At 71.3% G+C, this 25,348-nt stretch carries 29 protein-coding genes and 1 riboswitch; of the genes, 14 read left to right on the top strand and 15 right to left on the bottom strand.

The features are described from left to right. Positions 1 to 25: 25 nt before the first annotated feature. From IE97_RS0101905 to IE97_RS0101890, 4 genes are all read right to left on the bottom strand, one after another. On the bottom strand, positions 26 to 667 hold the full coding sequence (locus tag IE97_RS0101905) for a DUF6328 family protein (RefSeq protein ID WP_030147407.1): 642 nt from the start codon (positions 665 to 667) through the stop codon (positions 26 to 28). A gap of 81 nt (positions 668 to 748) precedes the next feature. Continuing rightward, positions 749 to 1,222 (bottom strand): C40 family peptidase, encoded by a 474-nt coding sequence (locus IE97_RS0101900; protein WP_030147406.1) that lies wholly within the window; start codon positions 1,220 to 1,222, stop codon positions 749 to 751. 3 nt (positions 1,223 to 1,225) lie between these two features. Further along, a riboswitch (cyclic di-AMP (ydaO/yuaA leader) is annotated at positions 1,226 to 1,438 on the bottom strand. 335 nt (positions 1,439 to 1,773) lie between these two features. Continuing rightward, positions 1,774 to 2,082, bottom strand: coding sequence for a hypothetical protein (locus tag IE97_RS0101895; protein WP_030147405.1), 309 nt, complete (start codon positions 2,080 to 2,082; stop codon positions 1,774 to 1,776). A 7-nt stretch (positions 2,083 to 2,089) separates the two neighbouring features. Next, positions 2,090 to 2,725 carry an ATP-dependent Clp protease proteolytic subunit gene (locus IE97_RS0101890; protein ID WP_030147404.1) on the bottom strand — a complete coding sequence of 212 codons (636 nt, stop codon included), beginning with the start codon at positions 2,723 to 2,725 and terminating at the stop codon, positions 2,090 to 2,092. A 90-nt stretch (positions 2,726 to 2,815) separates the two neighbouring features. Here IE97_RS0101890 and IE97_RS0101885 point away from each other — a divergent pair, with 90 nt between their 5' ends. From IE97_RS0101885 to IE97_RS0101855, 7 genes are all read left to right on the top strand, one after another. Next, positions 2,816 to 3,103, top strand: a complete 288-nt coding sequence (locus IE97_RS0101885) for a type II toxin-antitoxin system Phd/YefM family antitoxin (RefSeq protein ID WP_030147403.1) — start codon at positions 2,816 to 2,818, stop codon at positions 3,101 to 3,103. 188 nt (positions 3,104 to 3,291) lie between these two features. Continuing rightward, positions 3,292 to 3,594, top strand: a complete 303-nt coding sequence (locus IE97_RS0101880) for an urease subunit gamma (protein ID WP_030147402.1) — start codon at positions 3,292 to 3,294, stop codon at positions 3,592 to 3,594. 12 nt (positions 3,595 to 3,606) lie between these two features. Further along, the gene (locus IE97_RS0101875) at positions 3,607 to 3,918 is read left to right on the top strand and encodes an urease subunit beta (RefSeq protein WP_030147401.1); all 312 of its coding nucleotides are present in this window, start codon (positions 3,607 to 3,609) and stop codon (positions 3,916 to 3,918) included. Continuing rightward, positions 3,911 to 5,632, top strand: a complete 1,722-nt coding sequence (locus IE97_RS0101870) for an urease subunit alpha (protein WP_030147400.1) — start codon at positions 3,911 to 3,913, stop codon at positions 5,630 to 5,632. Before IE97_RS0101875 ends, IE97_RS0101870 begins: the two co-directional genes overlap by 8 nt. Positions 5,633 to 5,641: 9 nt before the next feature. After that, complete coding sequence (locus IE97_RS0101865; protein ID WP_030147399.1) at positions 5,642 to 6,316, top strand: urease accessory protein UreF; 675 nt, start codon at positions 5,642 to 5,644, stop codon at positions 6,314 to 6,316. A gap of 144 nt (positions 6,317 to 6,460) precedes the next feature. Next, a complete protein-coding gene (ureG, locus tag IE97_RS0101860; RefSeq protein WP_030147398.1) occupies positions 6,461 to 7,144 on the top strand; it encodes an urease accessory protein UreG in 684 nt (227 codons plus the stop codon). Further along, a complete protein-coding gene (locus IE97_RS0101855; RefSeq protein ID WP_030147397.1) occupies positions 7,126 to 7,899 on the top strand; it encodes an urease accessory protein UreD in 774 nt (257 codons plus the stop codon). The genes ureG and IE97_RS0101855 overlap by 19 nt, the downstream gene beginning before the upstream one ends. Positions 7,900 to 8,056: 157 nt before the next feature. On the opposite strand, the gene IE97_RS0101850 is transcribed toward IE97_RS0101855, so the two are convergent. After that, positions 8,057 to 8,773 carry a lysophospholipid acyltransferase family protein gene (locus IE97_RS0101850; protein WP_030147396.1) on the bottom strand — a complete coding sequence of 239 codons (717 nt, stop codon included), beginning with the start codon at positions 8,771 to 8,773 and terminating at the stop codon, positions 8,057 to 8,059. A 257-nt stretch (positions 8,774 to 9,030) separates the two neighbouring features. Between IE97_RS0101850 and IE97_RS0101845 the strand changes: the two genes are divergently transcribed. Then, entirely contained in the window at positions 9,031 to 9,486 is a 456-nt protein-coding gene (locus IE97_RS0101845; RefSeq protein ID WP_030147395.1) for an RpiB/LacA/LacB family sugar-phosphate isomerase, read from the top strand. Positions 9,487 to 9,500: 14 nt separating this feature from the next. Here IE97_RS0101845 and IE97_RS0101840 read toward each other — a convergent pair whose 3' ends face one another. The 4 genes from IE97_RS0101840 to IE97_RS0101825 form a co-directional block, all read right to left on the bottom strand. Then, on the bottom strand, positions 9,501 to 10,751 hold the full coding sequence (locus tag IE97_RS0101840; protein ID WP_030147394.1) for a PP2C family protein-serine/threonine phosphatase: 1,251 nt from the start codon (positions 10,749 to 10,751) through the stop codon (positions 9,501 to 9,503). 226 nt (positions 10,752 to 10,977) lie between these two features. Further along, the gene (gene rocD / locus IE97_RS0101835; protein WP_030147393.1) at positions 10,978 to 12,198 is read right to left on the bottom strand and encodes an ornithine--oxo-acid transaminase; all 1,221 of its coding nucleotides are present in this window, start codon (positions 12,196 to 12,198) and stop codon (positions 10,978 to 10,980) included. Then, on the bottom strand, positions 12,195 to 13,016 hold the full coding sequence (gene ddaH / locus IE97_RS0101830) for a dimethylargininase (protein ID WP_030147392.1): 822 nt from the start codon (positions 13,014 to 13,016) through the stop codon (positions 12,195 to 12,197). Before ddaH ends, rocD begins: the two co-directional genes overlap by 4 nt. 157 nt (positions 13,017 to 13,173) lie before the next feature. Then, positions 13,174 to 13,659, bottom strand: coding sequence for an Lrp/AsnC family transcriptional regulator (locus IE97_RS0101825; protein ID WP_030147391.1), 486 nt, complete (start codon positions 13,657 to 13,659; stop codon positions 13,174 to 13,176). Positions 13,660 to 13,781: 122 nt separating this feature from the next. Between IE97_RS0101825 and IE97_RS0101820 the strand changes: the two genes are divergently transcribed. Genes IE97_RS0101820 through IE97_RS0101805 form a run of 4 tightly spaced genes read left to right on the top strand, consistent with a single transcriptional unit; the run spans position 13,782 to position 17,868 of the window. Continuing rightward, positions 13,782 to 14,531, top strand: coding sequence for a LytR/AlgR family response regulator transcription factor (locus IE97_RS0101820; RefSeq protein WP_030147390.1), 750 nt, complete (start codon positions 13,782 to 13,784; stop codon positions 14,529 to 14,531). A 2-nt stretch (positions 14,532 to 14,533) separates the two neighbouring features. Beyond that, a complete protein-coding gene (locus IE97_RS0101815) occupies positions 14,534 to 14,929 on the top strand; it encodes a hypothetical protein (protein ID WP_030147389.1) in 396 nt (131 codons plus the stop codon). A gap of 9 nt (positions 14,930 to 14,938) precedes the next feature. Then, positions 14,939 to 16,657 carry a cation acetate symporter gene (locus IE97_RS0101810; RefSeq protein ID WP_030147388.1) on the top strand — a complete coding sequence of 573 codons (1,719 nt, stop codon included), beginning with the start codon at positions 14,939 to 14,941 and terminating at the stop codon, positions 16,655 to 16,657. After that, the gene (locus IE97_RS0101805) at positions 16,654 to 17,868 is read left to right on the top strand and encodes a sensor histidine kinase (protein ID WP_030147387.1); all 1,215 of its coding nucleotides are present in this window, start codon (positions 16,654 to 16,656) and stop codon (positions 17,866 to 17,868) included. Before IE97_RS0101810 ends, IE97_RS0101805 begins: the two co-directional genes overlap by 4 nt. Before the next feature lie 4 nt (positions 17,869 to 17,872). On the opposite strand, the gene IE97_RS0101800 is transcribed toward IE97_RS0101805, so the two are convergent. From IE97_RS0101800 to IE97_RS0101780, 5 genes are all read right to left on the bottom strand, one after another. Then, positions 17,873 to 18,052 (bottom strand): membrane protein, encoded by a 180-nt coding sequence (locus IE97_RS0101800; protein WP_030147386.1) that lies wholly within the window; start codon positions 18,050 to 18,052, stop codon positions 17,873 to 17,875. Between the two features lie 80 nt (positions 18,053 to 18,132). Next, the gene (locus IE97_RS0101795; protein ID WP_030147385.1) at positions 18,133 to 19,083 is read right to left on the bottom strand and encodes a cytochrome c oxidase assembly protein; all 951 of its coding nucleotides are present in this window, start codon (positions 19,081 to 19,083) and stop codon (positions 18,133 to 18,135) included. A gap of 188 nt (positions 19,084 to 19,271) precedes the next feature. Continuing rightward, complete coding sequence (locus IE97_RS0101790; RefSeq protein ID WP_030147384.1) at positions 19,272 to 20,297, bottom strand: 6-phosphofructokinase; 1,026 nt, start codon at positions 20,295 to 20,297, stop codon at positions 19,272 to 19,274. A 179-nt stretch (positions 20,298 to 20,476) separates the two neighbouring features. Beyond that, positions 20,477 to 21,205, bottom strand: a complete 729-nt coding sequence (locus IE97_RS0101785; protein ID WP_030147383.1) for a type 1 glutamine amidotransferase — start codon at positions 21,203 to 21,205, stop codon at positions 20,477 to 20,479. Between the two features lie 23 nt (positions 21,206 to 21,228). After that, positions 21,229 to 22,467, bottom strand: coding sequence for a MurT ligase domain-containing protein (locus IE97_RS0101780; protein ID WP_030147382.1), 1,239 nt, complete (start codon positions 22,465 to 22,467; stop codon positions 21,229 to 21,231). A gap of 158 nt (positions 22,468 to 22,625) precedes the next feature. On the opposite strand from IE97_RS0101780, the gene def reads away from it, so the two are divergent. Then, positions 22,626 to 23,171: a peptide deformylase gene (gene def / locus IE97_RS0101775; protein WP_030147381.1), complete on the top strand. Its 546-nt coding sequence runs from the start codon at positions 22,626 to 22,628 to the stop codon at positions 23,169 to 23,171. Positions 23,172 to 23,259: 88 nt separating this feature from the next. On the opposite strand, the gene IE97_RS0101770 is transcribed toward def, so the two are convergent. Further along, on the bottom strand, positions 23,260 to 23,904 hold the full coding sequence (locus tag IE97_RS0101770) for a TetR family transcriptional regulator (protein WP_030147380.1): 645 nt from the start codon (positions 23,902 to 23,904) through the stop codon (positions 23,260 to 23,262). Positions 23,905 to 24,080: 176 nt separating this feature from the next. Between IE97_RS0101770 and IE97_RS0101765 the strand changes: the two genes are divergently transcribed. Further along, entirely contained in the window at positions 24,081 to 25,307 is a 1,227-nt protein-coding gene (locus IE97_RS0101765; protein ID WP_030147379.1) for an acyl-CoA dehydrogenase family protein, read from the top strand. The last annotated feature ends 41 nt before the right edge of the window (positions 25,308 to 25,348 follow it).

Here is a 25,348-nt window from a genome sequence, read left to right as displayed (position 1 = left end):
TCACCGGCGCACCGTCCCTGCACCGTCACCGGTGCCGCGCTGACGCTTCTCGGTTCGCCGTTGCTTCCCGAGGGGCCGAGGGCTGCCTGATGGTGCCGCGCAGCGGCGCGGGAACCCTGGCCGTGCCCCGGGGCGCCGGTTCCCCGGCGGAAGCCTCGTGGGCGTCGACGGCGCCGTTCGTCTCGTCGCGCATCCCCGCCCGCCGCACCAGCCGGGGGAGCAGCCCCCACAGGCCGACACAGACCAGGAAGGTCCCCGCGCCCGCGGCGAACCCGCCGGTCCGGCCGGTCGTCACATCCACCACCAGCAGCACGGAACCACTGAACGCGAACACCAGCACGATCAGCCCGGTGGTGGCCAGACGTGAGGAGACCTGCACGATGAGGGCCTTGGCGCCCTTCTGGAAGAGCGAGCGGTGCAGGGCGGCCGGCGCGGTGAACAGCGCCGCGGCCAGGACCGCCAGCAGCAGCGTGACGACGTAGAGGACACGCTGGAAGGAGTCCAGGGACCCGAAACGCGAGGTGAAGGCCAGCGACAGCAGGAAGGCGAAGAGGATCTGCACGCCGGTCTGGGTGACCCGGAGTTCCTGGAGCAGCTCGACGAAGTTGCGGTCGGCGCGCTGCAGCGGCGTCTCGCCACGGGCGGTGCAGGGACGGTGCTCGGCCATGCCGTACGGGTATCCACTTGGGCCGGTGTCACGCTCCGGCGTGCGGCGGCGCGTCAGGGACGCCGCCGCACGCCGGGAGGATCACTTCACGCGCCCGTACCAGACGCTCTTGGTCCAGATCTTCTGCAGCCGCACCACGTCCCCGCTCTTCGGGGCGTGCCAGAGCTTGTTCTTACCCGCGTAGATGCCGACGTGGTACACGTTGCGGCCCGAGTGGAAGAACACGAGGTCTCCCGCCTTGCGGCTCTTGGCGGAGATGTGGCGCGTCTTGTTGTACTGCTGGGCGGCCGTGCGGGGGAGTTTCTTGCCCGCCTTCTTGAACGAGTACAGCGTGAGACCGGAGCAGTCGAACCTGCTCGGTCCGGTGGCCCCGTACTTGTAGGGCGAACCCTTCTTGGAGGCCGCGACCTGGAGTGCCTTCGTCGCCGGTGTGGCTGCCGCCGCCTCCGAGGTGAGGCCGGGCGCCACTATCGACCCGCCCATGGCGGCGATGGTGAGGGCCGAGGCCGTACCGGCCCGGACCATGAGCGACGGGACACGATTGAGCGCAGTCATGCGCAACCCTTCGTCAGCCGCCTGTGAAGGATGACCTGTCGGATTCGGGCTGGCGAAGTTGCCCGGCCGCTGACGCGGCTTCACCCCAAGGGCTGCTCGGGTCCGGTCATGGTGTGACCGTCCCGGCGACCCGTCGTGCTTGGGTCCTCCACTCCTGCCGATCCACTCCTGTCGACCGGTCACCCGGGCGGCGGCAGGACTCGGCGTCCGCCCGGATCGCCCCGCCGCTGTGGCGGGGGCTTGTCGTCAGTCAGGGATCTTGACTCATGGATGTCCGGAAATCCCAACGGAACCTGGGATTTGTGTTGTTACTCACCACTCGCCCGTTCGGGTGGACACGTCTGTGTTCGAACCGCCGTCCACGGGCCCGCATGCCCTCGGACCAGGGATGGAATGTCCCGTTCCGCCCCCTGGCTACGCGCGTTGCGCAACCGGGCTGGTCCAAAAATTGGCGTCCCGTCTACTCCAGACAGAGGTACGTCGTTTGGTCCGTTTCGACTCAAGCCCGGATGCTCGTCGGCAGGGCGAGCGTCCGGGCTGACCGTTCGGCGTCAACTGACGGACTCGGGGGGCAGGGTGACGCGGGCCGTGCGCCGCTCGCCGTCCAGCACCCGCAGCGCCCTGGCGAGGGTGGCGGCGTGCAGTTCCGTCTCGCCTCGCTGGTGCATCAGGGTGAGTGCGTCACGCAGCGCGGTCGCCTTGCCGACCAGGGCCTGGGCGGCGCGCAGGCCACGGTAGGTGTCGCCGTCCAGGGCCGGGTTGATTCGGCCGAGCAGGTCGACGACGTCGAGGTAACGGTCGATCAACTCCGCCTCGGCGCGTGTCAGGGCGGGAAGTGGCGGCAGTTCGGGCGGAAGCACAGGCGGCTCACTCTCCGGTCGGCGGGGCCAGGGTGGCCTTGCGGGTGGGGACGATCCGGTCCACCAGGCCGTACTCCACCGCCTCCTGGGCGGTGAGGATCTTCTCGCGGTCGATGTCCGCGCTCACCTGCTCCCGGGTGCGGCCCGTGTGCCGCGCGAGCATCTCCTCCATGCGGGTCCGGACACGCGTCAACTCGTCGGCCTCGATCGCCAGATCGCTGGCCTGTCCGTGGACCGGCTCGGCCAGCGCGGGCTGATGGATCACCAGGCGCGCGTCCGGCAGCACGGAGCGTTTGCCGGGTGTGCCCGCCGCCAGTAGGACCGAGGCGGCCGCCCCGGCCTGGCCCAGGCAGATCGTCTCCACGTCGCAGTTGACGTACTGCATCGTGTCGTAGACGGCCGTCATCGCGTGGAAGGTGCCGCCCGGGGAGTTGATGTAGAGCGAGATGTCGCGGTCCGGGGCCTGGTGTTCGAGGTGCATGAACTGGGCCATCACGTCGTTCGCCGAGGTCTCGTCCACCGGCGTCCCGAGAAAGACGATCCGCTCCTCCAGGAGCTTCGAGTACGGATCCATCGTCCGCAGTCCGGAGCTCGTGCGTTCGGTGAACTCGGGCAGCACGTGGCGTGCGGACGGTCGGGTCATGGCGAACCCCTCCTTGCGAACGGAGCCGTCTCCGGCGACGACTGTCTCTGTAAAAAATGTACAGTACGTACGTGACGTTATGATGGGGTCATGGCCTACGAGATTCCGGTGACACAAGCCAGGGCTGAGCTCGCCGACCTGATCAACCGCGTGGTGTACGCAGGTGAACGCGTCGTCGTCACCCGGCACGGCAAGCCCCTCGTCGCCCTCGTCTCCGCCGATGACCTGCGGCGGCTCGAAGAGGCCCACGAGCTTGCGGAGCCATCGGCGGAGCAGGTGATCAGCGCGGTCTCCACGGTCCACGAAGCAGCGTCCGCTGCCGGCGAACGGCAGCGGTTCGGTATCGCGGCGGAGCACCGGGGGTCCGGCCCGGCATAGTTCCGGGAACAGACGGTTCCGTGCACCGCGGTCTTTCACCCATCAGCGGTCCGTCACGGATCACAGCTTGGTTTACGTGCCCGAAACGCGGTCCCACTAGCCTGCCGCTCCACGCCACCTGGCACTTTGCCCCGTGGCCGCGGCAACCGGGCCCCGCACGGTCCGGAGCGAGGACTGTGAGGTGGGACGTGCAGCTGACCCCGCACGAGCAAGAGCGACTGCTGATCCACGTGGCGGCCGACGTGGCCGAGAAGCGCAGGGCCCGGGGCCTCCGGCTCAACCACCCCGAGGCGGTCGCCCTCATCACGTCGCACATCCTCGAAGGCGCCCGTGACGGCCGGACGGTCGCCGACCTCATGTCCTCCGGACGCAAGCTTCTCACCAGGGACGACGTCATGGAGGGCGTCCCGGAGATGATCCACGACGTCCAGGTCGAGGCCACCTTCCCGGACGGCACCAAGCTCGTCACCGTCCACGAGCCGATCGTCTGAGAGAGGGACCTGATGATTCCCGGAGAAGTCCTCTTCGCGGACGAACCGATTGCCTACAACGAGGGCCGTGAGGTCACCGGGCTCACCGTCCTCAACACCGCCGACCGTCCCGTCCAGGTCGGCTCCCACTACCACTTCGCCGAGGCCAATCCCGGTCTGGAGTTCGACCGCGCGGCCGCGCGCGGCAAGCGGCTGAACGTCGCAGCGGGCACGGCCGTGCGCTTCGAACCCGGGATCCCGGTCGACGTCGAACTCGTTCCGCTCACCGGCGCCCGTGTCGTGCCCGGTCTGCGCGGGGAGACCGGAGGTGCCCTGGATGCCTGAGATCTCACGTGCCGCGTACGCCGACCTGTTCGGACCGACGACCGGTGACCGGATCCGGCTCGCCGACACCGATCTGCTGGTCGAGATCGAGGAGGACCGTTCCGGCGGTCCGGGGCGCGCCGGTGACGAGGCCGTGTTCGGTGGCGGCAAGGTCATCCGCGAATCCATGGGCCAGTCGCGGGCCACGCGCGCGCAGGGCACCCCCGACACCGTCATCACCGGCGCGGTGATCATCGATCACTGGGGCATCGTCAAGGCCGACGTCGGCGTCCGGGACGGCCGGATCACCGGCATCGGCAAGGCCGGCAACCCCGACACCATGGACGGAGTCCACCCCGACCTGGTCATCGGCCCGGAAACCGAGATCATCGCCGGCAACGGGCGGATCCTCACGGCCGGCGCGATCGACGCGCACGTCCACTTCATCTGCCCTCAGATCGCCGACGAGGCGCTGGCGTCGGGCATCACCACGCTCGTCGGCGGCGGTACGGGTCCGGCCGAGGGCTCCAAGGCCACCACCGTGACCCCCGGCCCCTGGCATCTCGCGCGGATGCTGGAGTCGATGGAGGCCCACCCGCTCAACATCGGCCTGCTCGGCAAGGGCAACACCGTCTCCCACGAGGCTATGCTGTCGCAGATCCGGGGCGGCGCGCTCGGGCTGAAACTGCACGAGGACTGGGGCTCGACCCCGGCCGTCATCGACGCCTCGCTGACCGTCGCCGAGCGGACCGGCATCCAGGTCGCCATCCACACGGACACCCTCAACGAGGCCGGGTTCGTCGGCGACACCCTGGCCGCCATCGCCGGGCGGGGCATCCACGCGTACCACACGGAGGGCGCGGGCGGCGGGCACGCGCCCGACATCATGACCGTGGTCTCCGAGTCGTACGTGCTGCCCAGCTCCACCAACCCCACCCGGCCGTTCACCGTCAACACCGCTGAGGAACACCTCGACATGCTGATGGTGTGCCACCACCTCAACCCGGCCGTGCCGGAGGACCTGGCGTTCGCCGAGTCCCGCATCCGGCCGTCCACCATCGGCGCCGAGGACGTGCTGCACGACCTAGGCGCGATCTCGATCATCAGCTCCGACTCGCAGGCCATGGGGCGCGTGGGCGAGGTCGTCATGCGGACCTGGCAGACCGCGCACGTGATGAAGCGGCGCCGAGGCGCGCTGCCCGGGGACGGGCGGGCCGACAACCACCGCGTACGCCGCTATGTCGCCAAGTACACGATCAACCCGGCGCTCGCCCAGGGCCTGGCCCGGGAGATCGGGTCGGTGGAGAGCGGCAAGCTGGCCGACCTGGTGCTGTGGGAGCCCGCGTTCTTCGGCGTCAAGCCGCAGCTGGTCATCAAGGGCGGCCAGATCGCCTACGCCCAGATGGGCGACGCGAACGCCTCGATCCCCACCCCGCAGCCGATCCTGCCGCGCCCGATGTACGGGGCGATCGGGCGGGCGCCGGCCGCCAACTCCCTCAACTTCGTCGCGCCCCTGGCCGTCGAGGACGGGCTTCCGGAGCGGTTGGGCCTCGGCAAGCGGTTCGTGGCGATCGAGTCGACGCGCGGAGTCACCAAGGCCGACATGCGGGAGAACGACGCGCGGCCCGAGGTGCGGGTCGATCCCGACAGCTTCGCCGTGCACATCGACGGGGAGCTGGTCGAGGCGGCCCCGGCGGCCGAACTGCCCATGGCCCAGCGGTACTTCCTTTTCTGAGGCGGCCTGATGTCACGTGCTGCGCTTCTCGTGCTGGCCGACGGCCGGTTTCCCGCCGGTGGCCATGCCCACTCCGGCGGGGCCGAGGCGGCCGTCAAGGCGGGACGGATCAGCGGGGCGGCGAGCCTGGAGGACTTCTGCCGGGGGCGGTTGCACACGTCGGGGCTGGTCGCGGCGGGCCTCGCGGCGGCTGCCGCGCTCGGGATCGATCCCGTCGCGCTCGACCGTGCCGCGGACGCCCGCACGCCCTCACCCGCGCTGCGGGTCGCCGCGCGAAAACTGGGGAGACAGCTGCTGCGCGCCGCCCGTGCGACCTGGCCGTCCGCCGAACTGGACGCGCTGGGGCGGGAGTTCCCCAAGGGGGCCCATCAGCCGGTGGTGCTCGGGCTGGCGGCGCGGGCGGCGGGGCTCGGGCCGGTCGACGCGGCGTACTGCGCCGCGTACGAGAACGTGAGCGGACCGGCCACGGCGACCGTGCGGCTGCTGAGTCTGGACCCCTTCGACGCGACGGCGGTCCTGGCCCGGCTGGCGCCGGAGGTGGACCGCGTCGTGGACCGGGCGGTGGAGGCGGCGCGACGGGCGGTCGACGACGGGGCCGACGCGTTGCCCGCGGCGTCGGCGCCGCTGCTGGAGATCGGAGCGGAGGTGCATGCGGCCTGGGCGGTACGGCTGTTCGCGTCGTAGCCGCCTCCTGAACGCCGCGCAGACCGACCCCACAAGGGGCGCGGGGAACTGCGCGGTCAGCTCCCACTCACCCGCACCCCGACCAGCGCCCGCCCCCTGAACCGGCCGTCCGCAAAGCCGGGCCCGCCTTACCAGGAGCCGTATATGCACCTCGACCACACCCACGCAGGCCCCACCGCCGTGAGCGCCGACGCGCACCGCCCCGACGGCTCCCGCCGTGCCCTGCGGATCGGGCTCGGCGGACCCGTCGGGTCCGGGAAGACCGCCACCGTCGCGGCGCTCTGCCGGGCTCTGCGGGACGAGCTGTCCCTCGCGGTCGTCACCAACGACATCTACACCCGGGAGGACGCCGAGTTCCTGCTCAGGGAGGCCGTGCTGCCGCCCGAGCGGATCACCGCCGTGGAGACCGGGGCCTGCCCGCACACCGCGATCCGTGACGACATCTCCGCGAACCTGGAAGCGGTGGAGGACCTGGAGGACGCCGTCGGACCACTGGACCTGGTCCTCGTGGAGTCCGGTGGCGACAACCTCACCGCGACCTTCTCCAAGGGGCTGGTCGACGGTCAGATCTTCGTGATCGACGTGGCGGGGGGTGACGACATCCCGCGCAAGGGCGGACCGGGCGTGACCACCGCCGACCTCCTCGTCGTCAACAAGACCGATCTCGCACCGTACGTCGGCTCCGACCTCGCGCGGATGGCGGCCGACGCCAAGGCGCAGCGGGCCGAACTGCCCGTCGTCTTCCAGTCGCTGCGGAGCGAGGCCGGGGTGACGGACGTCGCCGCGTGGGTGCGTGACCGGCTGGCCGCGTGGGCGGCACGGGCGTGAACGGCGCGGGGGTGCGGTCCGTCGCGAGGATCGTCGCCCGGGACGACGGCCGCGGCGGGACCGCCTTGCCCGTGCTGGAGAGCGACGGGCCCCTGGCGCTGCGGCGCACCCGGGGGAGTGGTGCCGGGGCGCGGGTCATGCTGGTCGGCGCGATGAGCGGTCCGCTCGGTGGTGACCACTTCACCGTGGAGGCCCGGGTCGAGGAGGGAGCACGGCTCTCCGTCGGGTCGGCCGCCGCCACGATCGCCCTGCCGGGCCAGGCCAAGGGCGAGGCCCGTTACGACGTCCGGCTCGGTGTGGCGGACCACGCCGAACTGCGCTGGGCACCGGAGCAGTTGATCTCCGCGCAGGGCAGCGACCTGTACGTCACGACCCGCGTCGACCTCGCTCCGGCGGCCCGGCTCGTGCTGCGCGAGGAGCAGGTGCTCGGGCGGGCCGGAGAGGAACCCGGGCGGCTGACGAGCCGTCTGACCGTGCGGGTCGACGAGCGGGTCGTGCTCGACCAGGAACTGGCCTGTGGCCCCGGCACACCGGGGGGCTGGGACGGGCCCGCCGTGCTCGCCGGACACCGCGCGGTCGGTCAGCTGGTGGTGGTGCGGCCGGAGTTCGCCACCGAACCGATGACGGCCCGGGTGGTCGGGGAAGGGGCCTCGGTCGTTCCGCTCGCCGGTCCCGCCGCGCTGGTGACCGCCGTGGCGCCGGACGCGCTGCGCCTGCGCCGGGTGCTCGACGAAGCATTGGCCTCCCTGCGCTGACCGTCCGCGGAGCAGTCCCGTCCATGCCGCGGACCAGGCGTCCTCCGCCGCGCGGTCGAAGAGGTCCGGGAAGGCCCGGGCGAGGAGCGGGAACGCCGCCAGGCGAGTACAGCTCCTCAGACGCAGGCGTCAGACGGCATGCCACAGACCGCAGGCCTCAACGGAGCGGCAACCGCGGGAACTTGCGTTCCTTGGTGGCGGCGTCCGCGGCCTTCACGACGGCCGCGTACTCGTCGACGTACTCCTGCTCGGACAGGGAGAGGACCGCGTACATGATCTCGTCGGTGACGGCGCGCAGGATGGTCTTCTCGTTCTCCATGCCGGCGTAACGGGAGAAGTCGAGGGGCTTGCCGAAGCGGATCACGACCGGGTGGATGTTGGGGATGACCTTGCCGGGGGGCTGGGCCTCGAAGGTGCCGATCATCGCGCAGGGGATGACCGGGACACCGGCCTTCAGGGCCATCACCGCGACACCGACCTTGCCCTTGTAGAGCCGGCCGTCGTGCGAGCGGGTGCCCTCGGGGTAGATGCCGAGCAACTCGCCCTTGCTCAGCACGCCGAGGCCCTCCCGGATCGCGGCCTGCCCCGCGTCCTTGCCGGAGCGGTCGACCGGGATCTGCCCCGCGCTGCGGAAGAAGAAGGCCGTCAGCCGGCCCTTGACGCCCGGGCCTGTGAAGTACTCGGCCTTCGCCAGGAAGGTGATGCGCCGCTTGAGGATCGCGGGCATCAGGAAGTGGTCCGAGAACGACAGGTGGTTGCCCGCGATGATGGCGGCACCCTCCGACGGCACGTGCTCCAGGCCTTCTGTCCGCGGCCGGAAGACCAGTCTCAGCAGCGGACCCAGCAGCACATATTTCAGCAGGTAGTAGAACAAAGCGGGCGCTCCTCGACTCTCGCGGGGGACTCGACGCCGCGTTCCAGCAGGTCAACCGGCATGTTGTGGGGTGCCAGTGTAGGTGCAGCGCGGCCACGGGGCACCTCGTGCGGCGAGACCGCGCCGATCCTTCACCGTTTGACTAACGGTCAGTCAGGTGAGTGTGTCCGGCGGTGCCCATGTGGCTGGAGAGGGCCGCGGGGCGGGCGCCCGGCCGGCCGCTGGTTCCCGCCGCCCTGCCGAGTAGTCTGCGAAGCATGCGGATCTCTGTTTCCTCGGACATGGACGAGCCCGTCGCCCGCTCCCTGGTGGCCGCACTGCGCGACCGGGGGCACGAGGTGCGCCCGCACGGCGCGCTGCGTCCCGGGGGCGACGCGCAGTGGGCGGTGTGCTCCGAGGCCGCGGCCCGTGAGGTCGCCGACGGGACGGCCGACCAGGCCGTGGTGTGCTGCTGGACCGGCACGGGCGCCTCCATCGCCGCGAACAAGGTGCCGGGCGTCCGGGCCGCCCTGTGCACGGACGCCTACACGGCCGACGGGGCGCGCCGCTGGAACGACGCCAACGTCCTCGCGCTCAGCCTGCGGCTGACGTCCGAGCCGTTGCTGACGGAGATCCTCGACGCGTGGTTCGCGGGCAAGCCCAGCGGGGACGCCGAGGACCGGCAGAACGTGGACCGCATCCGGCTGCTCGATCACGGAAAGACCCGTCTGTAGCGCATCCGCACAGCTCACAGCCGCACGATGATCAGCGCGGTGTCGTCGGTCGCGCCGCCGGGCGGCAGCAGTTCCAGCAGGACGCTGTCGGCGAGGGCCTCGGGATCCTGGTCCCGGTTCCGGTACAGCGAGTCCGCCAGGCGCGCCAGACCGGTGTCGATGTCCTCGCCGCGCCGCTCGATCAGGCCGTCGGTGTAGAGCACGAGCGTGGCGCCCGGTTCGAACGTCGTTTCGGCCTGGGGTCTGGGAACGGGGTCGGGGCGGGCGTCGAGCGGCGTGTCCGTGGCACCGTCGAGGAACTCCGCACGGCCGTCCGGGTGGACGAGCACAGGCGGGAGGTGCCCGGCGCTGCTGTAGGTGATGGAGCGGCGGTGGAAGTCGATGAAAGTGGTCACCGCGGTCGCCGACTCGGCGCCGTCGACCACGTTGGCGTAGCGCCCCAGCACGTCCAGCGCCTGGGCCGGGCCCTCGGCGACCCGGGATGCCGCGCTGAGCGCGCTGCGCAGCTGGCCCATGACACCGGCGGCCGCCAGCCCGTGCCCGACCACGTCGCCCACGGACACGCCGACCCGGTGGCCGTCGACCAGGTCGACCAGGTCGTACCAGTCCCCGCACACGTTGAGCGCGCCCACGGCGGGCCGGTACCGCACGGCGGTCCGGTGGTGGTGGCTGACCTGGCGGCGGTCGGGCAGCATCGCCTCCTGCAGGGCCAGCGCCACCTCCCGTTCCCGGGAGTGTGCCCGCCGCAGCCGTTCGTTGAGCTCCTGGAGCTCTCGGGCGCGGGTGTACAGCTCGGCTTCCAGGACCCGGGCCCGGCTGCCCTTGCCGCCTCCGTCCCCGCCCGAGCGGCCCCGGGCCCGGATCAGCTCCGTGACCTCCTCGACACGGTGCAGGATCAGCACCACCCTCCCGCCGGGGCCGACCAGCGGCGCGTTCACCGGGCTCCAGTAGCGCTCCTCCCAGTGCCCGGGCCGCTCGGCGTCCTCCACGTCGTAGCGCTGGAGCGCCATGGCGTCGCGCTCGCCGCTCGCCATGACCCGGTACAGCGAGGCCTCCAGGTTGCGCGTGCCCGTCGCGGCCGGGTCGTCCGGGTTGTCGGGGAAGACGTCGAACAGGTACTTGCCGATCAACTGCTCGCGCGAGCGGCCGGAGACCCGGATGTACTCCTCGTTGACGTCGGCGAACACGAGCTCGGGCGTCAGGAGCGCCACCATGCCGGGCAGGGCCTGGAACACCGCCGCGTAGTCGATCGCCGTATCCGTCATGGCCGTCGCCTCACCAGTGCCGGGATCAGACCATTTTCCCACGGTACGGGGCAACCCGGCTCCGGCCTCGCTCCAACAGCCCGTCGGGGACCGCTCGGCCCGGATGGTCTTCCCGTCAGTTCGGCAGGAGGCGGCCCGGGCAGGCTGGGTTGGCCGGTGTGGCTCGCGCGCATCGTGCGCGGGGGCCGGCCCGGAGCCGGACCGGCCCCCGGCCGGGGCTCCCTCCTCAGCCCAGGACCTTCTCCAGTGACCCCAGGGCCCCCACCAGCTCGTCACCGGTGATGGTGAGCGGTGGGGCCAGCCGGATGGTCGAGCCGTGGGTGTCCTTGACCAGGACTCCCTCCCGCATGAGGCGTTCGCTGATCTCGCGGCCCGTGCCGATCGCCGGATCGATGTCGACGCCCGCCCACAGGCCCCGGGAACGGAAGCCCACGACGCCCTTGCCGACCAGCCGGGTCAGGCCCTCCCGGAGGAGCACACCCAGTTCGGTCGCGCGCCGCTGGAACTCGCCCGTCTCCAGCAGTTCGACGACCGCCGTGCCGACCGCGGCCGCCAGCGGGTTGCCGCCGAAGGTCGACCCGTGCTCCCCGGGGTGCAGCACCCCGAGCACCTCCCGGCGCCCGACCACCGCGGACACCGGCACGATCCCGCCGCCCAGCGCCTTGCCCAGCAGCAGCACGTCCGGCACCACCGACTCGTGCTCGACCGCCAGCGTGCGGCCCGTCCGGCCGAGTCCGGACTGGATCTCGTCCGCGATGAACAGGCAGCCCTCGCGGCGGGTCAGCTCCCGCACCCCGGCCAGGTAGCCGTCGTCCGGGATGACCACCCCCGCCTCACCCTGGACCGGTTCGATCAGCACCGCCGCGGTGGTCTCGTCGACCGCCGCCTCCAGTGCGGCCAGGTCGTTGTACGGCACGATCCGGAAGCCCGGTGTGAAGGGGCCGAAGCCCGCTCGCGCCGTCTCGTCCGTGGAGAAGCTCACGATCGTCGTCGTACGGCCGTGGAAGTTGTCCGCCGCGACCACGATCGTCGCCCGGTCGGCCGGGACGCCCTTGACGTCGTAGGCCCACTTGCGGGCCACCTTCACCCCGCTCTCCACCGCCTCCGCGCCGGTGTTCATGGGCAGCACCATGTCCGTGCCGGTCAGCGCCGCCAGCCGTTCGGCGAACTCGGCGAGCCGGTCGTTGTGGAAGGCGCGCGAGGTGAGGGTCAGCCGGTCGAGCTGGCGGTGGGCCGCCTCGATCAGTGCCGGGTGCCGGTGGCCGAAGTTGAGGGCCGAGTAGCCGGCCAGCATGTCGAGGTAGCGCCGCCCCTCGACGTCCTCCACCCAGCTGCCCTCGGCCCGGGCGACGACCACGGGCAGCGGGTGGTAGTTGTGCGCGAGGACCGGCTCCTCCGCGCGGATGAGCTCCTCGGAGCCACGGGTGGTGCGGGCGGGTGCGGTCATGAGCGGGTCTCCCGGATCTCCTGGGTGCAGCACTTGATGCCGCCACCGGCCTTGTGGAACTCGGACATGTCGACGGGGACGGGGACGTAGCCACGCTCGGCGAGCCGCCCGGCCAGGCCCGTCGCCCCCGGCGAGATGAACACATGGCGCCCGTCGGAGACGGAGTTGAGCCCGAACGCCATCGCGTCCTCGCGGGTGGCGAGCACCGCGTCCGGGTACAGCCGGGCCAGCACCTCGCGGCTGCCCGGCGAGAACGCCTCGGGGTAGTAGGCCACATTCTCCTCGTCGAGGACGAACAGCGCCGTGTCCAGGTGGTAGAAGTACGGATCCACCAGCGTCAGGCTGATCACCGGCGTCCCGAAGTACTCCTGCACCTCACTGTGGGCCTCCCGGGTGGTGCGGAAGCCCGTCCCGGCGAGGATCCAGCGACCGGCCGGCACCACGTCGCCCTCGCCCTCGCACACCCCCTCGGGGTGGTGGACCTCGTAGCCCTCCGACTTGAACCAGGCCTCGTACGGCACGGACTCGGGACGGCGTTCGGGGGCGTGGAAGAGCGAGCCGAAGACGCGGCCGTCGACGACGACCGCCGCGTTCGCGGCGAAGACCATGTCGGGCAGGCCGGGAACGGGTTGCACAGTGTCCACGGTATGGCCGTGCGCCTGATAGGTGTCGACCAGTGCCTGCCACTGGTCCAGCGCGCGGATGACGTCGACGGGTTCGCCGGGACGCATCCAGGGGTTGATCGCGTACTGCACGGCGAAGTGTCTGGGTTCGCAGACGAGGTAGCGCCGCCGGCGCGGCACACGGGAGTCGGGCACAGAGGGGTCCCTCCGCTTCCTCACGTACTGTGACGGGGTGTTGACACCAAGGTAGGAAGTGCCGGAGGTGGCCGACAAGAATCATCAGTTGCGCGTCGGCGCAGGAATGCTGCGTCTTCGGGCTGTCGGGCGCACGTACGCTGCGTGCGGGCGGGAACTACTCCGGCGCGGGCTGGCTGGCGCCCGCCTCCGGACTCTCCGGAAGCAGGTGGGACAGCACCATCACGCTGATCGTCTTCCTGATGAACGGCTCCTGGCGGATCCGCTCCAGCACCTCCTCGAAGTGCTCCACGTCCCGGGCCCGCACGTGCAGCAGCGCGTCCGCACCGCCGGTCACGGTCATCGCCGCGGTGATCTCCGGGTAGTCGCGCACGACCTCCGCCAGCCGTCGCGGCGGGGCCGCGCCCTCGCAGTACACCTCGACGTAGGCCTCCGTGCGCCAGCCCAGCGCGGACGGCTTCACCGTCGCCGTGAACCCGGTGATCACGCCTGTCTCCCGCAGCCGGTCGACCCGGCGCTTGACCGCCGTGGCCGACAGCCCGATCGCCGTGCCGATCTCGGCGAACGACGTCCTGGCGTTCGCCATCAACGCGTTGATGATCTTCCGGTCGAGATCGTCGAATGGCGTGGGCCTGCTGTTCATGCGGGCACTGTATCCACCGGCATCCCGGCTCGCGCCCGGCCCGGCCCGGGCACCGTGTCCGGTGTGGACGTCCACTCCCGGCACGTGTCCAGACGCGCTGATCGCCCCTAGACTCCGATTTCATGCTGCGCGCCCTGGCTGTCGACGACGAACGCCCCTCGCTCGAGGAACTGCTCTACCTGCTGCAGGCCGACCCCCGGATCGGCAGCGCGGAGGGCGCCGGCGACGCGACCGAGGCGCTGCGCCGCATCAACCGCGCCCTGGAGTCCGGCCCGGGCGGGCCCGAGGCGATCGACGTCGTCTTCCTCGACATCCAGATGCCGGGCCTCGACGGGCTCGACCTGGCCCGGCTGCTCACCGGGTTCGCCCGGCCGCCGCTCGTCGTGTTCGTCACCGCCCACGAGGACTTCGCCGTGCAGGCCTTCGACCTCAAGGCCGTCGACTACCTCCTCAAGCCCGTCCGCAAGGAGCGCCTGGCCGAGGCTGTTCGACGTGCGGCCGAGCTGCGCGGCACGACGCCCCGCATACCCGTGAGCGAGCCCGACCCCGACCACATACCGGTCGAGCTCGGCGGCGTGACCCGTTTCGTCGCCGTCGACGACATCACCCACGTCGAGGCCCAGGGTGACTACGCCCGCCTGCACACCGACAAGGGGAGCCACCTGGTCCGCATCCCGTTGTCCACCCTCGAGGAGCGCTGGCGCTCCCGTGGTTTCGTCCGTATCCACCGCCGCCACCTCGTCGCCCTGCGCCACATCGGCGAACTCCGCCTCGACGCGGGCACCGTCAGCGTCCTCGTCGGCGCCGAGGAACTCCAGGTCAGCCGGCGCCACACCCGCGAACTGCGCGACCTGCTCATGAGGAGGCCGTGACGGTGCCCCAGGACCCCGCCGAACGCCGTGTCGTCGTCACCGGCCCGCCCCGCCGCACCCTCCCCCACGCTCGGCATCGCTCGCGCGGGCGGTACCCCCAGGCCTCCGGGTACTACCGCCCGCGCACCGAGATCGACGAACAGACCACCCTCGGCCACACCTACGTCCGCTCCCTGATGCGCACCCAACTGCGCGCCGCCCTGGCCGTGTTCGCGGTCCTCGGCCTCCTCGTCGGCCCGCTGCCCCTGCTGTTCGCGGCGATGCCGGACGCCGACCGCCTCGAATGGGCCGTCCTCGGCTTCGGCCTCTACGCCCCCCTGGTCCTGCTCGCCCGCTGGTACGTCCGCCGCGCCGAACGCAACGAACGCGACTTCGTACGCCTCGTCGAAGACCGCTGAAGCACGCCGATGAACTCCAGCTACGCCGTCCCTGCCGTCGCCCTGGTCGTCGTCGCGACCGTTCTGGTCGGCGCCTTCGGCCTGCGCATCTCCCGCACCACCTCCGACTTCTACGTCGCCTCCCGCACCGTGGGCCCCCGCCTCAACGCCGCCGCCATCAGCGGCGAGTACCTCTCCGCCGCCTCCTTCCTGGGCATCGCCGGACTGGTCCTGGTGCAGGGCCCGGACATGCTCTGGTACCCGGTCGGCTACACCGCCGGCTACCTGGTCCTGCTGCTCTTCGTCGCCGCCCCGCTGCGCCGTTCCGGCGCCTACACGCTGCCCGACTTCGCCGAGGCCCGCCTCGGCTCCCCGGCCGTACGGCGGCTCGCCGGTGCCTTCGTCGTCGGCGTCGGCTGGCTGTACCTGCTGCCCCAGCTCCAGGGCGCCGGACTGACCCTGACCGTGCTGACGGGGGCGCCCGACTGGCTCGGCGGAGTGATCGTCGCCGTCGTCGTCACCGCCACCGTCGCCGCCGGCGGCATGCGCAGCATCACCTTCGTCCAGGCCTTCCAGTACTGGCTGAAGCTCACCGCCCTGCTCGTCCCGGCCCTCTTCCTGGTGCTTGCCTGGCAGAGCGACGGCGCGCCCCGCCACGCCTTCGACGAACCGGCCGCCTTCCGGGAGCAGCGCGTCGTCCGCGTCGGCGAGAGCGTCGACCTGAAGCTGGACGGGCCGCTGACCGTCACGGTGAACGGCACCGTCGACGGCCGCACGCACACCGGCACCCGCCTCGAACTCCCCGCCGGCACCCACCACATCGAACAGGGCACCCGGCTCACCTTCGCCGCTGGAGCGACCGTTCCCAAGGCCGAGCGCAGCGGTGGCGGCGACCTGTCGCCCTCACAGGCCGCAAGCCGCGAGGAACGCCCGCTGTACGCCACGTACGGCCTGATCCTCGCCACGTTCCTCGGCACCATGGGCCTGCCGCACGTCGTGGTCCGCTTCTACACCAGCCCGCACGGTGTCGCCGCCCGCCGCACCACCGTCGCGGTCCTCGGCCTGGTCGGCGCCTTCTACCTGCTGCCGCCCGTCTACGGCGCGCTCGGCCGCCTCTACGCCCCCGAGCTCACCCTCACCGGCGACACGGACGCCGCCGTCCTCCTGCTGCCCGACCGCATGATCGGGGGAGTGGGCGGTGACCTGCTGGGCGCGCTGGTGGCGGGCGGCGCCTTCGCCGCGTTCCTGTCCACGGCCTCGGGGCTGACCATGGCGGTCGCGGGCGTCCTCACCCAGGACGTGCTGCCCTCGCGCGGCGTACGGCATTTCCGGCTCGGGACCGTCCTTGCCATGTCCATGCCCCTCGCGGCGAGCGTCCTGGTCGGCGGGCTCCCGGTCGCCGACGCCGTGGGGCTCGCCTTCGCCGTGTCCGCCTCCTCGTTCTGCCCGCTGCTCGTCCTCGGCATCTGGTGGCGCCGGCTCACCCCGCCCGGCGCCGCCGCCGGGATGCTGGTCGGCGGCGGCTCGGCGCTGCTCGCCGTCGCCGCGACCATGGCGGGCTACCCGGGCGAGGGCGCTGCCCTGCACGCCCTGCTCGCCTGGCCCGCGCTCTGGTCGGTGCCGCTGGGCTTCCTCACCATGATCCTTGTCTCCCTGGCCACCCCCGGCCGGGTACCGCCGGGCACGGCGGCGGTCCTGGCCCGGTTCCACCTGCCCGAGGAACTGCGCACGGAGGTGACGACGGCATGAGCGAATTCCTGGCGGGCCTGTGCGTCGCCGTCCTCCCGGTGCTCGCCGTGGGGATCTGGCTCGGCCGGCGCACGGCCCGCCCCAAGAGCCTGGGCGGCCTCGGCACCCCCGTCGAGCACGCCACCTTCGAGACCCTGCACACCGCATCGCTCGCCGCGCCCCCGCTGCGGGCCGGACTGACGGAGGAGACGGCCCGCAAGTCCGCCCGCAAACTCCGCTCCCTGCTCGGCACCGACGCCCTCTGCCTCACCGACCGCAAACAGGTCCTCGTCTGGGACGGCGACGGCTCCCACCACCGCACCGAGATCATGGAACGCCTGTCCGGCTCCCTGGAAACCGGCCGCGGCGAGGCCTTCGCCCTCACCTGCGACATCCTCGACTGCTCGGTGCGCTGGGCGGTCGTCGCCCCGCTCACCGTCGACGACCGGGTACACGGCGCCCTGGTCGCCTGCGCACCCCGCGAATCGGCCGTGCTCGTCCGGGCCGCCGGGGAGGTCGCCCGCTGGGTCTCGGTCCAACTGGAACTGGCGGATCTCGACCAGTCCCGCACCCGCCTCATCGAGGCCGAGATCAAGGCGCTGCGGGCCCAGATATCGCCGCACTTCATCTTCAACTCGCTCGCGGTGATCGCCTCGTTCGTCCGCACCGACCCCGAGCGCGCCCGCGAACTGCTCCTGGAGTTCGCCGACTTCACCCGCTACTCGTTCCGCCGGCACGGGGACTTCACCACCCTCGCCGACGAACTCCACGCCATCGACCACTACCTGGCGCTGGTGCGGGCCCGCTTCGGCGACCGCCTGTCCGTCACCCTCCAGATCGCCCCGGAGGTGCTGCCGGTCGCCCTGCCCTTCCTCTGTCTCCAGCCGCTCGTCGAGAACGCCGTCAAACACGGCCTGGAGGGCAAGGCCGTGTCCTCGGGCAAGTGCCGCATCCAGATCACCGCCCAGGACACGGGCGCCGAGGCCCTCGTCGTCATCGAGGACGACGGCGCCGGAATGGACCCCGCCCTGCTGCGCCGCATCCTCGCCCGCGAGGTCAGCCCCTCGGGCGGCATCGGACTCTCCAATGTCGACGACCGGCTCCGCCAGGTCTACGGCGACGACTACGGCCTCGTCATCGAGACCGCCACGGGCGCCGGAATGAAGATCACCGTCCGGATCCCCAAGTACCAGCCGGGCGTGCACCTGGCGGGCCGGCTGACCCGGGAGTGAGCCGTCAGGTGCTCTTCGTGGTCACCACCATCCCGAGAGTGATCAGGCCCAGGACGACCCAGCCGAACCACAGCCACCCGTTGCTCCCGAGCGCCACCGTGTACGCCGTCACCATGACGAGACCGCCGACGGTGAGCACTCCCATGGTCTTCGTCGAGTTCGAACCGTTCGTGGAACCGGGCATCGCAACACCCTCCTCGGGTTCTGTCCCCTCCATGGTGCCCGTCGGACGCCCCGCGCGCACGGCCCGTGCGGCAGTGGCTTTCAGCGCCCCCGCGCGTCCAGGGAGGCCAGATAGGCGTTGTACGCCTCGAGTTCCTTGTCCCCGTCCCGCTCGGCGGCCCGGTCCTTCCGCCTGGCCTGCCGCTGCTCCGAGGCGTACCACTGGAACAGGAGCGCGATCAGCACCAGCACGGACGGGATCTCGCTGAACGCCCAGGCGATGCCGCCCGCGGCGTTCTGGTCGGCGAGCGCCTCGATGCCGAGCGAGGCGGGCGGGTTCCTGAACGACTCGACCATCGGCTCGGACGCCATCATCAGCGCGATGCCGAAGAAGGCGTGGAAGGGCATGCCGGCGAACAGCTCCAGCATCCGCATCAGGTAGCCCGGCCGGTGCGGGCCGGGGTCCACGCCCATGATCGGCCAGAAGAACACCAGGCCGACGGCGAGGAAGTGCACCATCATCGCGATGTGCCCCGCCTTGGAGCCCATCAGGGTGTCGAAGAGCGGCGTGAAGTACAGCCCGTACAGGCTCGCGATGAACAGCGGGATCGTGAACGCCGGGTGCGTGACGATCCGCATGTACCGGCTGTGCAGGAACATCAGCAGCAGCTCGCGGGGGCCCTTGCGGCCGCGGCCCGCTGTCGGCAGCGCCCGCAGCGCCAGCGTGATCGGCGCGCCGAGCAGGATCAGGATCGGCGACACCATGCTGATCACCATGTGCTGCACCATGTGCACGCTGAACATGACCATGCCGTAGTCGTTCAGCTGGGTGCACATCATGAGCATGATGCTGAGCACACCGCCGACGAAGGCGGCCGTCCGCCCGACGGGCCACTTGTCCCCGCGCCGCACCAGCCGCACGACACCCCACCCGTACAGTGCCAGCCCGACCAGGCAGGCGATGAGAAAGAACGGGTCGGCCGACCATTCCAGCCCTCGCCCCAGCGTGAACGGCGGCAGATCCATGGTCGTGCCGTGCCCGCTGTGATCCATTCCGCCGGCTCCTGTTTCGTGGGGGTGTGCAGCCATCTGTCCGCCCCCAAGAGTAGAACCGCCCCCGGTCACCCTTGCGACCGGGGGCAGTACGACGTCCTGGGGCGTGGGGCTGTGTCAGATCCGCGGCTCCGCCCCGTGGGCGGGACAAGCCGCGAACCACCCGCACCCGGCCGGCTACAGCAAACTCAGAGAACGGTCTCCGCCTCGGCGTACCGTTCCTCCGGCACCGTCTTCAGCGTCTCCACGGCCTCGGCCAACGGCACCATCACGATGTCGGTTCCGCGCAGCGCGGTCATCTGCCCGAACTCGCCCCGGTGCACCGCCTCCACCGCGTGCCACCCGAACCGCGTCGCGAGCACCCGGTCATACGCGGTCGGCGTACCACCCCGCTGCACATGTCCGAGTATCACCGGCCGCGCTTCCTTCCCCAGCCGCCGCTCCAGCTCCACGGACAGCTGACGCGCGATCCCGGCGAACCGCTCGTGCCCGTAGATGTCCTTGCCGCCCTCGTCGAACTCCATGGTCCCGGCCCGGGGCTTGGCCCCTTCCGCCGCGACGACGATCGCGAAGCGCTTGCCCGCCGCGAACCGCTCGCCGACCCGCTTGGCCAGTTCCTCTATGTCGAAGGGCCGTTCGGGAACGACGATGGCGTGCGCGCCGGCCGCCATGCCGGAGTGCAGCGCGATCCAGCCGGTGTGCCGGCCCATGACCTCGACCACCAGGACCCGCTGATGGGACTCGGCGGTGGTCTTCAGCCGGTCCAGGGCCTCGGTCGCCACACCCACGGCCGTGTCGAAGCCGAACGTGACGTCCGTGACCGCTATGTCGTTGTCGATGGTCTTCGGCACCCCCACGACGGGCAGACCGCTGTCCGACATCAGCCGGGCGGCCTTGAGAGTGCCCTCGCCGCCGATGGGGATGATCGCGTCGAGGCCGAGTTCCTCGACATGGCCCCTGGCCCGCTCCACACCGTCCCGCAGGTGGGAGGGCTGGACCCGGGAGGACCCGAGAATCGTGCCGCCGCGGGCGAGGATGCCACCCACCGCGTCGAGGTCGAGCTTGAGGTAGTCGCACTCCAGGAGACCCTTCCAGCCGTCCCGGAAGCCGATGACCTCGTCGCCGTGGTCGACGACGGCGCGGTGCACGACGGACCGGATGACGGCGTTCAGGCCGGGGCAGTCGCCGCCGGACGTGAGGACACCAATGCGCATAGCCCGAAATACCTTCTCAACAGTGGGCCGGGGCCGGACCACGCCGTCCGGCTCGATCCCCGCCACCCTAGCGGCAGGAGGGGGCGGGGCCGAACCATGCGTCCGCCTGCTGGACGACCCCGCTCACCTGTGCGGATGTGCCGTCAGACGGGCTGTTGACCAGTACGTTGACGCGTGGATCAGGCAGGCTGCTGAGCAGCCGCGATGCGCTCGTCGCGCAGCGCCTCGTACCAGCGGTCGTCGGTCGGCGGCAGCGCGTTGACGTCGAGGGCCAGCTTCAGCAGCAGGTCCGCGATCAGCGGGTTGCGCGCGAGCACCGGCCCGTGCATGTACGTGCCGAAGACCGTGTCGTTGTACGCGCCCTCCGTGCCGTCGCCCGTGCCGTTGCCGTTGCCGAAGCGCACCTGGGCGAGCGGGCGGGCGGTGGGGCCGAGGTGGGTGACGCCCTGGTGGTTCTCGAAGCCGGTCAGCGGGGGCAGACCGAGCCGCGAGTCGATGTCGCCCAGCACGTCGCCGACGCACCGAGCGCCCTCGCCGCGCACGGAGACGACGTCCAGCAGGCCGAGGCCGGGCTCGCGCTGGCCGAGGTCGTTGATGAACTCGTGGCCGAGGATCTGGTAGCCGGCGCACACCGAGAACACGATGGCGCCGTTCTCCACGGCCCTCTGCAGACCGCCGTCCCGGCGCAGCCGCTCGGCGGCGAGCCGCTGCGGCCGGTCCTCGCCGCCGCCGATCAGGTAGATGTCACCGGAGGTCGGGATCGGCTGGTCGCTGCGTACGTCCAGCCGCGCCACGTCCAGGCCGCGCTGCTGGGCGCGGCGTTCGACGACGAGCACGTTGCCCTGGTCACCGTAGGTGCTGAGCAGGTCGGGATAGATCCAGACGATCCGCAGTTGGTTGTCGCTCACAAAAGTCCCCTGATGTCTCGTGCTCAGTTGCCGACGCGGCGGCGCAGGTCCTGGAACGCCGTGTAGTTGGCGATGACCTCGATCCGGCCCGGCGGGCACGCCTGCACGGCCTGGTCGAGGTTCTCGTAGACCTGGAAGTGCTGGTTCGCCACCTCCAGGCGGACCGCGAGGTCCAGCCTCCGGTCGCCGATGACGCAGATCGGGTGGCCCGTCAGGCGCGAGTAGTCGACGTCCCACAGCCACGAGGTGTCGGTGCCGTCGGCGGAGCGCGCGTTCACCGACAGGATGACCGGGGTCGGCGGCGGGTCGATCAGGGAGAACGTCTCCAGCCAGCCGGCCGGGTTCTTCGCGAGCAGCAGCCGCAGGTCACGGCCCTGGAACTGGACGACGTCGTACCGCCCGGCCACCGCCTGCACCTGGTACATGCGCTCCAACGCGACCTGCGGCGGCACCCCGAACACGGCGGCGACGGCGGCCGAGGAGGCGGCGTTGGCCTTGTTGGCGCGGCCGGGCAGCTGGAGGTGGATCGGCCAGGCCGAGCCGTGCGGGTCGAGGACGTGGTCGCCGGAGAGCGCCCAGCTCGGCGTCGGACGGCGGAAGCCGCACTCGCCGCAGAACCAGTCGTCGCCCGGGCGCTGCATCACACCGCCGCACGACGGGCAGGACCAGGCGTCGTCCTTCCACATCTGCCCGGCGGCGACCCAGATCACGTTGGGGGAGGAGGACGCCGCCCACACCACCAGCGGGTCGTCGCAGTTGGCCACGACCACGGCCTTGGAGCCGGCGAGTCCTTCCCGCCAGTTCTCGGCGAGCATGCGGGTCTCGGCGGCCCGGTCGAGCTGGTCGCGGGAGAGGTTGAGCAGCGCGATGCACTTCGGGGCGGTGTCCCGGGCGACGCCGGCGAGGTACTTCTCGTCGACCTCGATGACGCCGTACCGCGCGTCCGAGCTGCCCGCGAGCGCCGAGGTGATGCCGGCCGGCATGTTGGCGCCGAGCGCGTTGGAGACCACCGGCCCGGCCGCCCGCAGTGCCTCCGCGATGAGCCGGGTGGTGGTGGTCTTGCCGTTGGTCGCCGAGACCAGGACCACGTCCAGGTTCTGGGCGAGCCGGGCGAGGAGGTCGGGGTCGAGCTTGAGCGCCACCCGGCCGCCGATCACCGAACCGCTGCCGCGCCCTGCGGCGCGGGATGCCGCCGCGACCGCCTTGCCCGCGGTCACGGCCAGCTTGGCCCGCGGCGAGAGCGGGTCCGAGTTGCCTGCCATCAGTTCTCGATCCTCCTTGCGTACGCGCCGCGCCTTGAAGCCTGACGGCCACGTGGTGTGGACCTCAGCCTATCGAGATCCACTAGCACTCCCGAACCGCGGCACTGTGGCGAACTCGTGTGGAAGGCGCGGACCGACAGGACCTTACTCTTGCCGCCATGCGACAGAGCCCCATCCCCGGCGCCCACGGCCGCGTGAGACCCCTCACCCTGCACGGCGACCCCGTCCTGCACGCACCCTGCGCGGAGGTCACCGACTTCGGCCCCGAACTGGCCCGGCTCGTCGAGGACTTGTTCGCCAGTATGTACGCCGCCCAGGGCGTCGGTCTCGCCGCCAACCAGATCGGCGAGCCGCTGCGGGTCTTCGTCTACGACTGCCCCGACGACGAGGACGTCCGCCACCTGGGCCACCTGGTCAACCCGCGCCTGGTCGAGACGGACGGAGTGGTGATCCGCGGCCCGGAGGGCTGCCTGTCCCTCCCGGGCCTGGAAGCGGGCACGGAACGTTACGACCACGCGGTGGTCGAGGGCTTCACGATGACCGGCGACCCCATCACGGTGCACGGCACGGGCTTCTTCGCCCGTTGCCTCCAGCACGAGTGCGACCATTTGGAGGGCCGCGTCTACGCGGACCACCTGACCGGCTGGCGCCACCGCAGGCTGATGCGTCAGGTGAGCCGGGCTCCCTGGCGCCGTGTGGTGTGACTCCTCAGGGGCGCGGGGCTGTGTCGATATGCGGCTCCGCCGCGTGGGCGCGAACAACCCCCACCGGCCGGCAGCCGAAACGCAACCGTCAGAACCCCGGGCCCCCGATCCGATCTCCCGCGGCCGCAAGCCGACCCCACAACAGGTCCGCCAGACTCCGCACCAACTCGGCACGGGAACAGGGCCGTTCCCCCAGCCACCAGTCCCCGGCCGCGTGCATCATCCCGACGATCCCGTGCCCCCACACCCGCGCCAGCTGCTGCCCGCCCGGCCCGAGATCCAGCCGCTCCTCGATGACCTGGGCGAGTTCCTCACCCATCCGCCGCAGCAACGGCGCACTGTGCTTGCCGACATCGAATCCCTGATCGCCCGGCTGGCTCCCCTCCGCCGGATGCATCAGGAACCGGTACACCTGAGGCCGCGCCTCGATCGCCGCCAGGTACGTGTCCAACGTCGCCTCGACCCGCTCCCGCCGGTCCGCCGGCGCGTCCAGCGCCGCCCGCAGCGAGTCCAGCAGCGCGTCCGTGTGCCGTGTGGCAAGGGCCGCGTAAAGTCCGCCCTTGTCACCGAAGTGCCGGTAGAGGATCGGCTTGGTGATGCCGGCCTCGGCCGCGATCGCGTTCATCGAGGCCTGCGGGCCGTCGCGCAGCACCACTCGGTCGGCGGCCTCCAGCAGCTCACGCCGCCGGCGGTCGGCGGACCGTTGCTGATCCGTCCGCTGCGTGGTGTCCATGTGCTCTCCCCACCCGTGCTGTTTCGATGACGCCTGCGCAAACTAACACTCAAGCGCGCCCTGAACACCGAAAGGGTGCCGACCGGTCGGTAGGAGTTGACGCGGCCTACCCGCCGGTAACAGACTGCTGTTACCGCAAGTAACATGCATCATGTGCCGCCGCTGGAGGGGACGACATGGCCGAGTTCACCATGGAGCTCAACGACGAACAGAAGGAGGTCCGGGACTGGCTGCACGGCTTCGCGGCCGACGTCATCCGCCCCGCGGCCGCCGAATGGGACGAGCGTGAGGAGACTCCCTGGCCGGTCATCCAGGAGGCGGCCAAGGTCGGCATCTACTCCCTGGACTTCTACGCCCAGCAGTACTTCGACCCCACCGGCCTCGGTATCCCGATGGCGATGGAGGAGCTGTTCTGGGGGGACGCGGGCATAGCCCTGTCCATCGTCGGCACCGGTCTCGCCGCCGTCGGCGTCCTCGCCAACGGCACCGAGGAGCAGGTCGGCACCTGGATCCCCCAGATGTACGGCGACGCGAACGACGTCAAGGTCGCCGCGTTCTGCTCCTCCGAGCCCGACGCCGGCTCCGACGTGGCCTCCATGCGCACCCGGGCCGTGTACGACGAGGCCAAGGACGAGTGGGTGCTCAACGGCACGAAGACCTGGGCGACCAACGGCGGCATCGCCAACGTCCATGTCGTGGTCGCGGTCGTCGACCCGGAACTCGGCTCCAAGGGGCACGCCTCCTTCATCGTCCCGCCGGGCACCGAGGGCCTGTCCCAGGGACAGAAGTTCAAGAAGCACGGCATCCGCGCCTCGCACACGGCCGAGGTCATCCTGGACAACGTGCGCGTCCCCGGCTCCTGCCTGCTCGGCGGCAAGGAGAAGCTGGACGAGCGGCTGGCCCGGGCACGGGAGCGGGCGAAGCAGGGCGGGGAGCGGGTGAAGAACGCCGCCATGGCCACCTTCGAGGCGAGCCGCCCCGCGGTCGGAGCCATGGCGGTCGGCACGGCCCGTGCCGCGTACGAGGTCGCCCTCGACTACGCCCTGACGCGTGAGCAGTTCGGACGGCCGATCATCGACAACCAGGGGGTCGCCTTCCAGCTCGCGGACATGCGGACGTCCATCGACGCGGCGCGGCTGCTGGTGTGGCGGGCGTCGTGGATGGCGGTCAACGGCAAGCCGTTCACGGCGGCCGAGGGCTCGATGTCCAAGCTGTTCGCGAGCGAGACGGCGAAGAAGGTCACGGCCCAGGCGATCCAGATCCTGGGCGGTAACGGCTACACCCGGGAGTACCCGGTCGAGCGGATGCACCGCGACGCGGCCATCTACACGATCTTCGAGGGCACGAGCGAGATCCAGCGGCTGGTGATCGCGCGGACCCTGTCGGGGATGCCGATTCGTTAGCGCCGCGGCGGGGTGCTGTGCGATCCGGTCTTCGGGCCGTC

Origin of the sequence: Streptomyces sp. NRRL S-455 (assembly GCF_000717875.1) — a bacterium.
Taxonomy (GTDB): Bacteria; Actinomycetota; Actinomycetes; order Streptomycetales; family Streptomycetaceae; genus Streptomyces.
Note: the sequence above shows the minus strand (reverse complement) of the source record. Positions and strands in the feature narration are given on the sequence as shown.

Bases quoted from the DNA above. Each gene is read 5' to 3' on its own strand.
- IE97_RS0101810 (WP_030147388.1), top strand. From the start codon at position 14,939: ATGAACTCCAGCTACGCCGTCCCTGCCGTCGCCCTGGTCGTCGTCGCG.
- IE97_RS0101770 (WP_030147380.1), bottom strand. From the start codon at position 23,904: ATGGACACCACGCAGCGGACGGATCAGCAACGGTCCGCCGACCGCCGG.
- IE97_RS0101805 (WP_030147387.1), top strand. From the start codon at position 16,654: ATGAGCGAATTCCTGGCGGGCCTGTGCGTCGCCGTCCTCCCGGTGCTC.
- IE97_RS0101765 (WP_030147379.1), top strand. From the start codon at position 24,081: ATGGCCGAGTTCACCATGGAGCTCAACGACGAACAGAAGGAGGTCCGG.
- rocD (WP_030147393.1), bottom strand. From the start codon at position 12,198: ATGACCGCACCCGCCCGCACCACCCGTGGCTCCGAGGAGCTCATCCGC.
- IE97_RS0101820 (WP_030147390.1), top strand. From the start codon at position 13,782: ATGCTGCGCGCCCTGGCTGTCGACGACGAACGCCCCTCGCTCGAGGAA.
- IE97_RS0101890 (WP_030147404.1), bottom strand. From the start codon at position 2,725: ATGACCCGACCGTCCGCACGCCACGTGCTGCCCGAGTTCACCGAACGC.
- IE97_RS0101800 (WP_030147386.1), bottom strand. From the start codon at position 18,052: ATGCCCGGTTCCACGAACGGTTCGAACTCGACGAAGACCATGGGAGTG.
- IE97_RS0101825 (WP_030147391.1), bottom strand. From the start codon at position 13,659: ATGAACAGCAGGCCCACGCCATTCGACGATCTCGACCGGAAGATCATC.
- IE97_RS0101795 (WP_030147385.1), bottom strand. From the start codon at position 19,083: ATGGATCACAGCGGGCACGGCACGACCATGGATCTGCCGCCGTTCACG.
- IE97_RS0101900 (WP_030147406.1), bottom strand. From the start codon at position 1,222: ATGACTGCGCTCAATCGTGTCCCGTCGCTCATGGTCCGGGCCGGTACG.
- IE97_RS0101790 (WP_030147384.1), bottom strand. From the start codon at position 20,297: ATGCGCATTGGTGTCCTCACGTCCGGCGGCGACTGCCCCGGCCTGAAC.
- IE97_RS0101845 (WP_030147395.1), top strand. From the start codon at position 9,031: ATGCGGATCTCTGTTTCCTCGGACATGGACGAGCCCGTCGCCCGCTCC.
- IE97_RS0101875 (WP_030147401.1), top strand. From the start codon at position 3,607: ATGATTCCCGGAGAAGTCCTCTTCGCGGACGAACCGATTGCCTACAAC.
- IE97_RS0101840 (WP_030147394.1), bottom strand. From the start codon at position 10,751: ATGACGGATACGGCGATCGACTACGCGGCGGTGTTCCAGGCCCTGCCC.
- IE97_RS0101905 (WP_030147407.1), bottom strand. From the start codon at position 667: ATGGCCGAGCACCGTCCCTGCACCGCCCGTGGCGAGACGCCGCTGCAG.
- def (WP_030147381.1), top strand. From the start codon at position 22,626: ATGCGACAGAGCCCCATCCCCGGCGCCCACGGCCGCGTGAGACCCCTC.
- IE97_RS0101870 (WP_030147400.1), top strand. From the start codon at position 3,911: ATGCCTGAGATCTCACGTGCCGCGTACGCCGACCTGTTCGGACCGACG.
- ureG (WP_030147398.1), top strand. From the start codon at position 6,461: ATGCACCTCGACCACACCCACGCAGGCCCCACCGCCGTGAGCGCCGAC.
- IE97_RS0101865 (WP_030147399.1), top strand. From the start codon at position 5,642: ATGTCACGTGCTGCGCTTCTCGTGCTGGCCGACGGCCGGTTTCCCGCC.
- IE97_RS0101780 (WP_030147382.1), bottom strand. From the start codon at position 22,467: ATGGCAGGCAACTCGGACCCGCTCTCGCCGCGGGCCAAGCTGGCCGTG.
- IE97_RS0101885 (WP_030147403.1), top strand. From the start codon at position 2,816: ATGGCCTACGAGATTCCGGTGACACAAGCCAGGGCTGAGCTCGCCGAC.